The sequence below is a fragment of the Pseudaeromonas sp. HNCC25DJ182 genome (genome assembly GCF_055413365.1).
In genome coordinates, this window is record NZ_JBVAYG010000004.1 from 200,951 (window position 1) to 212,830 (window position 11,880).

The 11,880-nt window shown below is 56.2% G+C and carries 10 protein-coding genes; 8 read left to right on the top strand and 2 right to left on the bottom strand.

All coding sequences use genetic code 11. From position 1 onward, the window contains the following. Positions 1–28: 28 nt before the first annotated feature. Both ACZYUB_RS05450 and ACZYUB_RS05455 read left to right on the top strand, forming a co-directional pair. Entirely contained in the window at positions 29–586 is a 558-nt protein-coding gene (locus ACZYUB_RS05450) for a hypothetical protein (protein WP_463946178.1), read from the top strand. 2 nt (positions 587–588) lie between these two features. Next, positions 589–786: a DUF4250 domain-containing protein gene (locus ACZYUB_RS05455; protein ID WP_463946179.1), complete on the top strand. Its 198-nt coding sequence runs from the start codon at positions 589–591 to the stop codon at positions 784–786. A gap of 81 nt (positions 787–867) precedes the next feature. On the opposite strand, the gene ACZYUB_RS05460 is transcribed toward ACZYUB_RS05455, so the two are convergent. Beyond that, positions 868–2,280 (bottom strand): DEAD/DEAH box helicase, encoded by a 1,413-nt coding sequence (locus ACZYUB_RS05460; protein WP_463946180.1) that lies wholly within the window; start codon positions 2,278–2,280, stop codon positions 868–870. A 409-nt stretch (positions 2,281–2,689) separates the two neighbouring features. Here ACZYUB_RS05460 and ACZYUB_RS05465 point away from each other — a divergent pair, with 409 nt between their 5' ends. The 4 genes from ACZYUB_RS05465 to sbcB all read left to right on the top strand — a co-directional run bounded on the left by ACZYUB_RS05465 (position 2,690) and on the right by sbcB (position 8,845). Further along, a complete protein-coding gene (locus ACZYUB_RS05465; RefSeq protein ID WP_463946182.1) occupies positions 2,690–5,467 on the top strand; it encodes a cation-translocating P-type ATPase in 2,778 nt (925 codons plus the stop codon). 70 nt (positions 5,468–5,537) lie between these two features. Further along, the gene (locus ACZYUB_RS05470) at positions 5,538–6,794 is read left to right on the top strand and encodes a TIGR03862 family flavoprotein (RefSeq protein ID WP_463946184.1); all 1,257 of its coding nucleotides are present in this window, start codon (positions 5,538–5,540) and stop codon (positions 6,792–6,794) included. 188 nt (positions 6,795–6,982) lie between these two features. Next, positions 6,983–7,183 (top strand): hypothetical protein, encoded by a 201-nt coding sequence (locus ACZYUB_RS05475; protein ID WP_460884875.1) that lies wholly within the window; start codon positions 6,983–6,985, stop codon positions 7,181–7,183. 195 nt (positions 7,184–7,378) lie between these two features. Further along, entirely contained in the window at positions 7,379–8,845 is a 1,467-nt protein-coding gene (gene sbcB, locus ACZYUB_RS05480; protein ID WP_463946185.1) for an exodeoxyribonuclease I, read from the top strand. A 72-nt stretch (positions 8,846–8,917) separates the two neighbouring features. On the opposite strand, the gene tmaR is transcribed toward sbcB, so the two are convergent. Then, positions 8,918–9,244, bottom strand: coding sequence for a PTS system regulator TmaR (gene tmaR / locus ACZYUB_RS05485; RefSeq protein ID WP_463946187.1), 327 nt, complete (start codon positions 9,242–9,244; stop codon positions 8,918–8,920). Between the two features lie 362 nt (positions 9,245–9,606). On the opposite strand from tmaR, the gene ACZYUB_RS05490 reads away from it, so the two are divergent. Together ACZYUB_RS05490 and glpK are read left to right on the top strand one after the other, a co-directional pair. After that, positions 9,607–10,113 carry a YgjP-like metallopeptidase domain-containing protein gene (locus ACZYUB_RS05490; RefSeq protein ID WP_463946188.1) on the top strand — a complete coding sequence of 169 codons (507 nt, stop codon included), beginning with the start codon at positions 9,607–9,609 and terminating at the stop codon, positions 10,111–10,113. A 167-nt stretch (positions 10,114–10,280) separates the two neighbouring features. Further along, positions 10,281–11,792, top strand: a complete 1,512-nt coding sequence (gene glpK, locus ACZYUB_RS05495; RefSeq protein WP_463946190.1) for a glycerol kinase GlpK — start codon at positions 10,281–10,283, stop codon at positions 11,790–11,792. Positions 11,793–11,880 lie beyond the last annotated feature (88 nt).

Here is an 11,880-nt window from a genome sequence, read left to right on the forward strand (position 1 = left end):
ATCCCTCTATCGTCAAGCAGGAGCTTCTATGCTTTGGTTCATATTGGTCGCACTGATACTCTTCAGCGTTGCGGTATTTTCAGCTTATTTTCATGCTCATACCGCCACCGGCTGTCGAAGCGTTCGTCTGAATCGCGGCGCCTTACTGCTGATATCGGTGGTGAGTTTTGCCAGCTTTTATCCGCTGCTGATTGTTTATTTTCGGCTCTACCCGGTCAGTTCACCCAATCACTTCACCCTGACCCTCAGTACCATGATGCTGGTATTGGTGGGTTTACTCATCAGCTGGTTTCCGAAGCGATTGGTTAATCTGCACACTCAGGGCTGGCGGCGTAAGCAGGTCTTGTTGCGCACAGGTTTGCTGCTGTGTTGCAGCTTTAGTAGTGGCTGGCTATTACGTGCCGATATGGCCTCCGGAAGTCTCTTATCCTGGTGGAGTCCACTATTTCTGCTGCTTTTTGTCACCGAAGCCTTTTGCTTCTGGGAGCTGCTGTTGCAGATCCCGGCACAGCTGCACAATCGCAGATTAGCCGAACAAAACCGCCAAGAATCAACTTCTGGCGATCTGTCATCTAGCGGAGAATAGCTATGTTTTCTTTAACGCGATTTGCCACCCTACCCGCCCCCATGCTGCTCAGCTTGGTCAATACCCAGTTGCGGGATCACTTCTCCTCTCTGGAGGAGTTAGTGCGCTATCACGATATCGATGCCGCTGAACTGATCGACCATCTGGCCGCCGCGAATTTCCATTATATTGCCGGGCAAAATCAATTCAAATCAGGCTAGCACCCGCTCGATTTCCCCATAAAAAAACGCCCGTCATCAAGACGGGCGTTTTTATGCGGTCAACAGATCACGATTGGGTGATTATTTGTTGCCGTGAGGTTTGACCGCCTGGTTCGCGTGACGATCCGGTGCGCGTTGCGGCGCACGACGACCACCATCCGCAGCCGGTTTGCCGCCGCGCGCACCATTACCAGCACCCGCCGGAGCTGAACGCTTCTGCCCTTCCCCTGGCCGACCATTTTGCCGCGGTTGTCCCGGACGGCCAGAGCGCGCTGGACGTCCTTCTTGCTCCTGACCTTTTCGTACCGGTTGGCCAGTGCCTTGCTCGATGGCACGCATAGTCTGAGCATCGGGCTCAAAACCGGCGATAATCTCCCGTGGCAACTCTTGCTTGGTCAAACGCTCGATACCACGCAGCAATTTGCCTTCATCCGCACTGACCAGGGAGATAGCATGACCCGCCGCGCCAGCCCGACCGGTACGGCCGATACGGTGTACATAATCTTCGGCCACGTTGGGCAGTTCAAAGTTGACGACCTGCGGCAACTTGTCGATATCCAGGCCGCGCGCCGCAATGTCGGTAGCCACCAGTACCCGCACATCACCACTCTTGAAACCAGCCAAAGCCTTGGTTCGGGCGCCCTGGCTCTTGTTGCCATGGATAGCTGCAGCACTGATACCATCGCGCTCCAGGCGCTCAGCCAGGCGGTTGGCGATGTGTTTAGTTCGGGTAAAGACCAGCACCTGTTCCCAGTTATGGCTGCTGACCAGATGAGACAACAAGGCTGGCTTGTTGGCCTTATCCACCGGATGCACCAGTTGCTCGATGCGCTCGGCCGTACTATTGCGCGGCGCTACTTCGACCAGCAGTGGGTTATTCAACATACCTGTGGCCAATTCGCGGATTTCATCGGCAAAAGTGGCGGAGAACATCAGATTCTGACGCTTCTGCGGCAATAACTTCAGAATGCGCCGAATATCGTGAATGAAGCCCATATCGAGCATGCGATCCGCTTCATCCAGCACCAGAATTTCCAGTTCATCAAAACGCACCGCATTCTGGGAGTAGAGATCCAGCAAACGCCCCGGGCAAGCCACCAACACGTCCAGCCCCTTGCGCAACGCCATCATTTGCGGATTGATACCGACGCCACCGAACACCACGCTGTGACGCAATGGCAGGTGTTTACCATAGGTCGCCACGCTCTCGCCGACTTGCGCAGCCAGTTCACGGGTCGGGGTCAACACCAATGCCCGCACTCGGTTGGGCGAGACTTTCTTGCGAGGCCGATCTGGAGTCCCCATCAGACGTTGCAACATGGGCAAGGTAAAACCAGCGGTCTTACCGGTACCGGTCTGGGCCGCAGCCATCAAATCACGACCATCCAGTACGGCGGGGATCGCCTGTAACTGGATCGGAGATGGGGTTTCATAACCCTGCTCGGCAACGGCGCGCAGCAAGGATTCGGAAAGACCGAGGGAGGAAAAACTCATAACAACCTACTTGAGAGTAATAAGGCAGCTCCGCCCCGTGGACGGATGATGCCGGACAAAAGAGGAAGTCCGGCCCTTTCTGCGGAATGGATCCGGTGAGGAAGAGAAGACTTCAATCAACACAGTGGGGGGCTTGATTGGTCGCGCAACATAGGGCGCATTCAACCAGGCGCAGTATCAGCGAGGATACCCAGTGCGCGCGCAAGCTTACTCCCTTTGGCTTGGCGTGACGAGAAAAATGTGATCGTCTTCATTGTTTTGTCGTCAGCCCCAGGATCTCGCGACACATCAGCCCAGATGTGACAGCAACAACATAGTTACTGCTCCTGTGGATTTATCCTCTGAGTGATGGCCGAACAGGATCCCAAACAACACATCATCAGATCTAATCCCCATAAGGAGCTCACTCATGGAGCCGATCCCGCAGCCATGGCACGCACAAGACTACGACGCTATTTTGTCGACGCTAAAGAGCCATCCCGCAGGGTTGAGCCACGCCGAAGCGCAGTCGCGTTTGGCCACCCAGGGTCCCAACCGGTTGACACCGGCACCAGGAGTTCACTGGTGGCAACGCTTTGCCCGTCAATTCCATAATCTGTTGATCTATGTTCTGTTACTCGCTGCCCTCTTGAGCTGGCTGTCTGGACACTGGACCGATGGTCTGGTGATCCTGGCTGTCGTGATCATCAATGCTATCGTCGGTCTGATCCAGGAAGGAAAAGCCGAACACGCTCTGGCGGCTATCCGCCAGTTATTAAAAATTCGTTGCATGACGCTACGGGAGGGGCAACACCATCAGCTGGATGCCGAGCAACTGGTTACCGGGGATATTGTCTTGCTGGAGTCCGGAGATAAGGTTCCAGCCGATCTGCGGCTGATGGAAGTCATCAACCTATTGGTTCAGGAGAGTGCACTCACTGGCGAATCGCAGAGCATCAGTAAACAAGTTCAACCGCTACCAGCAGAAACTCCGTTGGCCGAGCGCACCAACATGCTGTATGCCGGAACCCTGATCACCCAAGGCCGCGCCAAAGCGGTGGTGGTCGCTACCGCCGATCACACCGAATTGGGACAGATCGGCCAAATGCTGCAGCACGTTGAACCCATGATGACACCATTACTGCAGCAACTGGAGAGGCTAGCGCGCCAACTCACCAGCTGGATCCTGATCCTGGCCGTTGCCACCTTTGCATTTGGCTGGCTGTGGCGCCACTACCCACTGGATCAACTCTTCATGGCCGCGGTCGGATTGGCGGTTGCCGCCATTCCAGAAGGACTCCCGGCCGTCATCACCATCACGCTGGCCATCGGAGTGCAACGGATGGCTAGCAGGAATGCCATCGTCCGCAGGCTCCCGGCGGTGGAAACCCTCGGGGCTGTCACCATCATCTGTAGCGATAAAACCGGCACTCTGACCCGGAACGAGATGACGGTGCAGCAAGTGGCGTTACCCGCTGAACAGATCACAGTGACCGGGGTTGGCTACTCGCCACAAGGTGAACTCAATAGCGCACACCTCTTATCCAATACCACGCCCCCAGGACTCATCGCCTCTCAGCCTCGGTACTTAGCGTCACCGTTCAAGGGAGATGCCCCAGACGCTCTTGGGTCGCTACTCGAAGCGGCCATATTATGTAACGATGCCCGTTTAGAAACCCAAGCCCAGGACGCCAAGCACCAGCATCAGCTCCACGGCGATCCGACCGAGGGAGCCCTGTTGGTGCTGGCAGCCAAAGCCGGAGTCGATGAGCAGCAGTTACGGGCTGCCAGTCCACGCCTAGCCGAATTGCCGTTTGAATCGACGATCGGCTATATGGCGACCCTCAACCAGCAACACAATGGCCAGCACCTGTTCATCAAGGGAGCACCGGAGCGGATCCTTCCACTGTGTGAGCCAACCGAAACGGACTCGATCCAGCCCCACGGTTGGCAACAACGCGCCGAAAGCATGGCCGCCCAAGGCCTGCGCATACTGGCTTTTGCCTCCTATCCAAACTTCACCCCCAGCACGCCTGTCGCAGGCCACCTTGCCAGCACCCAGCTCCCCAACCAAGGCTGGACCTTGTTAGGACTAGTCGGCATGGCCGATCCGGCCCGGGCAGAGGCTCGAGATGCGGTCGCCGAATGTCAGCATGCCGGGATCCGCATCCTGATGATCACTGGCGATCACGCCGTCACAGCCCGCGCCATCGGCCAGCAGCTGGGATTAGCGAAAGACCCGATCGTCATCACCGGCTCCGAGCTGGATCAACTCTCCGAACCCGAGTTAGCGCAGCGACTCAATCAGGCTCACATCATTGCTCGAGCAACACCAAGCCATAAACTACGTCTGATCAAGGCTCTGCAAGCGGCAGGCCATGTAACCGCCATGACGGGGGACGGGGTCAATGATGCACCGGCGCTCAAACGTGCGGATATTGGCGTGGCCATGGGGTTACATGGTACGGAAGCGGCGAAAGAAGCCGCCAGCATGGTGCTGGCCGATGATAATTTCGCCACTCTGCGTGATGCCGTGAGTGAGGGCCGCACCATCTATGAGAATCTGCGCAAAGCCCTAGTCTTTCTGCTACCAACCAATGGCGCCCAAGCGTTGGTGTTGCTGTCGGCCATCCTGCTGGGGATTGCCTTACCCATCACCCCGGTGCAGATCCTCTGGGTCAATATGGTCAGCGCTATCACCCTCTCGTTACCCCTGGCATTTGAAAAACCCTATCGGGCCCTGATGTTACGACCGCCTCGCCGCGCAGATGAGGCGCTACTATCTCCACAGCTCTGGTTACTGATCATTATCAGCGCGCTCCTGATGAGTGTGCTGACGCTGGGGATCTACCACTGGACTGTGCTGCAAGGCGTGGCCCTCGCCACCAGTCGCACAGTGGCGATCAATACACTGATCGCGGCGGAAATGCTCTTCCTGATCAATTGCCGCCAATTAGAAGCCCATACTTTCCACTGGCGGGCCTGGTCCGGCAATCATCTCGTGTGGTGGGCCATTGGCACCCTGCTACTGCTGCAAGGCGTGCAAACCTATGTCCCGCTCATGAATCAATTATTCGGCACAACCCCACTATCCTGGACACTCTGGATCTCTATTTTCTTGGCGGCATGCGCTTACTACCTGGCGATCGAGGGGGTGAAATGGTTATTCAGACGGCTCAACTCGGCGGCACAGACTGGCGAGGCTTGAGCCATAGCGACGCAGCCGATACACTGCGCCCGGCTAATTCAAGCCATTCTCGTCAATCAGCAAGGTTTTTATGTCCGCAGCATCTGCCCCTATTCCACTCGAGATCGCCATCATTGGTGGTGGTCCCGCCGGCTTGATGGCCGCCGATCACCTCAGCGCCCGGGGATACAGCGTCGATCTGTTCGATGCCATGCCGTCGGTGGGGCGAAAGTTCCTGCAGGCAGGAAAGGGTGGCATGAACCTGACCCACGCCGAGCCTTTTGCCGAGTTTGTGCAACGCTACGGCGATGCCGCAAGCTGGATCCGGCCTTTACTGGCCGATTTTGGTGCCGAACAGTTACGGCAGTGGGCAGTGGGACTCGGCTTTGAAACCTTTGTTGGCTCCTCGGGCCGAGTCTTCCCGACCGATATGAAAGCGGCTCCCCTGCTGCGAGCCTGGCTGCAACGCCTGCGTGAGCAAGGGGTCAGGTTTCACGTTCGCCATCAATGGCAGGGAGCTCTAGACAAAGATCGGCTGAGTTTTATCACCCCAGAGGGTATTCAGAACTATCAGGCGCGGGCTGTGTTATTTGCCTTGGGCGGGGCCAGCTGGCCACGCCTGGGATCAACCGGTGCCTGGGTTGCCCCTTTTAGCGCACATGGCATTGCGGTGATGCCCTTGAAACCGAGTAATTGCGGCTTCGAAATGGCCTGGAGCGAGCATTTCCGTGACAAATTTGCTGGCGCACCGCTCAAGAGCATAGTGTTAAGTCATACCAATGCGGCCGGAGAGCTGATCACGCGTCAAGGCGAATGTGTGATCACCCAGCATGGCATGGAAGGCAGCCTGCTCTACCCCTTTACTCCCGCCTTGCGTCACGAGCTGGAGCAAAACGGCAGCGCCTGTTTCTATCTGGATCTGCTACCGGGGCGTTCCTTGGCGCGGGTTGAGCAGGAGCTGCGCCAGCCGCGAGGCTCCAAATCAATGGCTAATCACCTACGAAGCCGCTTGAGCCTTGAAGGTGCAAAGGCTGGGTTATTGCGTGAATGTACCAGTGCCGAGGTGTTTGCCGATCCCACATTGCTGGCGGCCCACATCAAGGCGTTGCCTATTCATGTCCGTGCCACGCGGCCGATTGATGAGGCCATCAGCAGTGCCGGCGGCGTAGAACTCAATCACTTGACCGACCAGCTGATGTTGGCGAATGAGCCTGGCGTCTTCTGCGCCGGTGAAATGCTGGATTGGGAAGCACCGACCGGAGGTTATTTGCTAACCGCATGCTTCTCCACCGGCTTGCGCGCCGCGTTAGGGATCGAGCAGTGGCTGCAACACCGTCCGACCGCCTGAGTCGTCAAGTTGTCATACTGATCGGCCATGATCAGTACAGGCTGATCTGACAGATCCCGATACCCTGATCGCTTATTGACAAGTTACTCGATCCAGGTCGCAAAAGTGGGCCCCCGCAGGCTTGTGATTTTGACAGTGACGCCAATTTGTACAATAAAGATACGACTCAACCAAAAGAGGGATAACCAATGCAACGAATTGACTACCCACGCCTGAAAGACCAAGTGTTCGACGTGCTGGACAATTGTGGTTCTCCCTACCAGGAAACCAAGACCCTGTGTATCGACAATAAGCTGCCATTCGGCCTCCGCGAAGAGGAGATGGTTTCTCTGGCGATCAGTGAGTACCACGGTTGGCATTCAACCTCCCAGACCAGTTTCATGGGCTAACCTGCCCGCTCCTTTCATCGTGTTGAATGTATGAAGAGGCCGCGGCCTCTTCTTTTTTTGTCCGTGATCCAGACTCTCATCCAGTTCTATTGTCGGTCGATGATGCAGTGCTCCGCGCTCAGGATCGGCAGAGCCAGTCGGTCGTGTTAGAATCAACGCCCAATGTCTGTCGGTTTCTGACCCCAAACGCGCACCATGAACTCAGAGCAGAAACCCTTAACCTGTAGACGAGCAACCGCCGTGAATAACAGCCCACAGCCCACATTCTACTTCCACGATTACGAAACCTTCGGCATCCACCCGGGACGGGATCGCCCGGCACAGTTTGCTGGCATCCGGACGGATGCCGAGCTCAATCCGATTGGCGAGCCACTGATGATCTACTGCCAGATGCCCGTGGATTACCTGCCCGATCCGGAAAGTTGCCTGATCACCGGGATCACTCCGCAAGTCGTCAATCAGAGTGGGCTGCCGGAAGCAGAGTTTATGGCGCGGATCCACGCCGAGTTCAGCCAGCCCGAGACCTGTATTTTGGGTTATAACAACATTCGTTTTGACGATGAATTTACCCGCTATGGCCTGTATCGGAACTATTTTGATCCCTATGCCTACAGCTGGCAGCATGGTAATTCACGCTGGGATCTGCTGGATGTGGTGCGCGCCTGTTATGCACTGCGTCCGGAGGGGATCAACTGGGTGTTTGACGAGGAGGGCAAACCGAGTTTTCGCCTCGAACTGCTGACCAAAGCCAACGGCATTGGCCATGAACAAGCTCATGATGCCCTCTCCGACGTCGATGCCACCATCCAGATCGCGAGGCTACTGCGCACCAAGCAGCCGAAACTATTCAACTACTTGTTCAGCATGCGCCAGAAAAACAAGGTCAAAACCCTGATCGATGTGATCGGCATGAAGCCACTGGTCCATGTCTCGGGCATGTTTTCGCCCTGGCAAGGCTGTGTCAGCTGGGTCTCGCCGGTGGCATGGCACCCGACCAATGCCAATGCGGTGATCGTGGTGGATCTGAACAAGGATGTCAGCCCGCTGATCACGCTCAGCGCAGAGCAAATTCGCGAACGTCTGTATACCAAGCGCGATGAGCTGGGTGATGAACTTCCCATCGGAATCAAGCTGGTGCATATCAACAAGTGCCCGGTTCTGGCCCCTGCGGCCACCTTGAGTGAGCAAAGGGCCGATGAGCTGGGCCTGGATCGGCAACAATGTCGCAAAAGCCTGAACCTGCTGCGCCAGCATCCCGAGATCCGGGAAAAACTCATCGAGGTGTTCGCTCCCTCACCGGAACATGAGGATCCGGTACAGCAAGAAGCAGAATTGCAGCTGTATGCCGGTTTCTTTCAGGATGGGGATAAAGCCACCATGGAGCTGGTACGCACCACCCCGCCCGAGCAACTGGCGGAACGTACCTTCGTTTTCAATGATGCCCGCTTGCAGCAGATGTTGTTCCGCTATCGCGCCAGGAATTACCCGTTGAGCCTATCGGCCAGCGAATTGGCGGTGTGGCAACGCCATTGTGCGGATTATCTGAATCAACATGCCGATCAGTATGTCTTCAAACTGGAGTTACTGTTGGAGCAGCATGCCCAGGATGCCCGCAAAATGGCGATCCTGAAGGCGCTGGCTCGTTATCTGCAGCAACTGTAAGTCCCGCCAGGCTTGGATAAAAAAGCCCGAAGCTTTGCTTCGGGCTTGTTCTCATCCGGCAGAATTAACACATCAGGCTTGGGTTTTCTCTTTTCCCAGCTCAACCAGCTTCTGGCTCAGTTCGCGGCGCTCTTTGGAGAGCTCGGCATTGATGATGACATATTCATCGACCCGATCTTCATAATCGCTCTTCATGCTGGCGATGATGGCCTGGATCTCTTCAACACTCATGCCCGGCTTGATGTAATCAGAAAGGTTTTCCAGCAACAGCACCCGCTTCTGGTTGTCACGGATCTTCTTCTCGTTATCGACGATTTCGCGCTTCAGCTTGTTTTTGCGACGAGACATACGCACATATTCCAGTACATCGGTAAAAGTTGATTTGCTTACTTGTTCCATAGTAACCCCATGAACGATTGTGGATGCGGCGAACACGGCACACCCTGGCGATTGGAAAGCTTTTCAATACTACGTTAGGAAACAGCACCTTGAGCCGGAATGTCCCTTACTTTACTGAGTTTTTTGCTGGATACAACCAGGGCGCCAGACCATCACGCCGCTGTCATCTACCACCATAGCAAAAATGGCACGGTAAGCATGTCATCGTTACCACAGCTTTGCGCAGTGTTACCTTTTGATACGCAATACAGCATCTAAACACGGCGTCCTGCCCCAGATCCGATATCAGCCTCTGCTTGCCTCGCGCCAGCAGACCCCTATAATTCAGCGCCAGCAATAGGCAAGAGCACAAGGGGAGCCTGATGAGTGAATTGAAGTTTCTGGCAGGATACCCGGCATCGATCCAAGCCCAGGTCCAAGCATTGATCTCGGCAGGCAAACTCACGGACTGGCTCACCCAGCGCTATGGGGGGCAAACCCACCTCATCAAGAGCGACAAGGCGTTGTATCAGTACACTATGGAGTTGAAAAATCAATATCTGCGCAGCTCAGCGCCGATCTCTAAAGTTGCATTTGATAGCAAGATCAATGTGATCCAACATGCCCTGGGTCTACACACCGCCATCTCCCGCGTTCAGGGTGGCAAGCTCAAAGCCAAGGCCGAAATCCAGATCGCCGCGCTTTTCAAGGAAGCACCGGCGCCATTTTTAAAGATGATCGTGGTCCACGAATTGGCTCATCTGCGCGAGAAGGAGCACAACAAGGCCTTCTATCAGCTGTGTGAACATATGACGGCCGACTACCACCAATTAGAGTTCGACTTGCGCCTGTATCTGACCCAACTGCAACTCTTTGGTCCACTCGCCTAATACGCCCATCCTTTCTGCTTCTCCGGATAGAGCCGGATAAATTCCAGATACAGCTCTCACGCCGAGGCATAAACTCCGCCCTACGCTTTGCAGCTTCGCCCTCGCCATCAATACTCATCAACAGACAGATCTGAACGCCATTACCCTGGCTACGGCAGGAGTTGCAGATGGATGAGACTCGCTATGTCATCGCGCTGGATCAAGGCACCACATCCTCCCGCGCCATGCTGTTTAATCACGATATTCAGGTCATCGCCAGCGCCCAGCGGGAGCTGACCCAGTACTACCCGCAACCAGGTTGGGTCGAGCAAGACCCCATGGAGATCTGGGCCAGCCAATCCTCCGTCCTGACCGAGGTCCTGGCCAAGGCCAATATCCATAATCAGCAGATTGCCGCCATCGGTATTAGTAACCAGCGGGAAACCGTGGTGGTCTGGGATAAAGAGACGGGCAAACCTGTCTATAACGCGATTGTCTGGCAATGTCGCCGCACCACAGCCCTGTGCGATGCGCTCAAGGCTCAAGGACATGAGCCCATGGTTCGTGAACGTACCGGCCTTCGTCTGGACCCCTATTTTTCCGCCAGCAAGTTGCGCTGGATCCTCGACCAGATCCCGGGGGCCCAGACCCGTGCAGAGCAAGGGCAACTGCTCTGCGGCACGGTTGATTGCTGGCTGCTGTGGAAAATGACCCAGGGTGAGGTGCATGCCACCGATCCGACCAACGCCAGCCGAACCCTGCTGTTTAACATTCACACCCAGCGCTGGGATCCGCAGTTGTTGCAACTCTTTGGCATACCGGCGGCCATGTTGCCTGAAGTCCGCCCCTCCTCCGGGATCTTCGGGCATACCCGTCGCGGCGGCGGTGCCGATATTCCCATTGCGGGTATGGCCGGTGATCAACAGGCCGCGCTATTTGGTCAGTTGGGTTTTGAGCCCGGGATTGCCAAGAACACCTATGGCACCGGTTGTTTCTTGTTGATGAATACCGGCACCACTCCCATTCACTCCCGGCATGGTCTACTGACGACCTTGGCTATCGGTCCACAAGGCTCGATTCACTACGCCCTGGAGGGCGCCATCTTCATGGGGGGAGCCACCATTCAATGGCTGCGGGATGAGCTCAGGTTGATCGATGATGCACGGGACAGCGGCTATTTCGCCAGTAAAGTCGAAGATACCGGCGGCGTCTATCTAGTCCCAGCCTTTGTCGGTCTGGGTGCCCCCTACTGGGCGCCGCACGCCCGAGGGATGCTGGTCGGTCTGACGCGGGGAACCAACCGCAACCATCTGATCCGCGCCGCGCTGGAAGCGATTGCCTATCAAAGCCGAGATGTTCTCGATGCCATGCAACAGGATGCCGGCATCACACTCCATCATCTGCGGGTCGATGGTGGTGCCGTCGCCAACGATTTCCTGTTGCAATTTCAGGCAGACATCATGGGCACCCCGGTGATTAGGCCTCGACAGATTGAAAGCTCGGCCCTCGGAGCCGCCTTTCTAGCTGGATTGGCCGTCGGATTCTGGGCCAGTACCGATGAACTGGCGAAGAAATTTGGTGTGGACAAGGAATTCAACCCGCAGTTGAGTGCGCAGCAACGCCAGGCGTTGTATCAGGGCTGGCAGGCCGCGATCCAGTGCGCTCGACAATGGCCCGAACCGGAGAGCACAGCGGAATAGGCGCGCTTCGGGTTTGACGGGAAGCGCGATGGCGACACACGTATGCCCTCGATGTCAGGAAAAACCAGCAAAAAAGCCGCCATTGGCG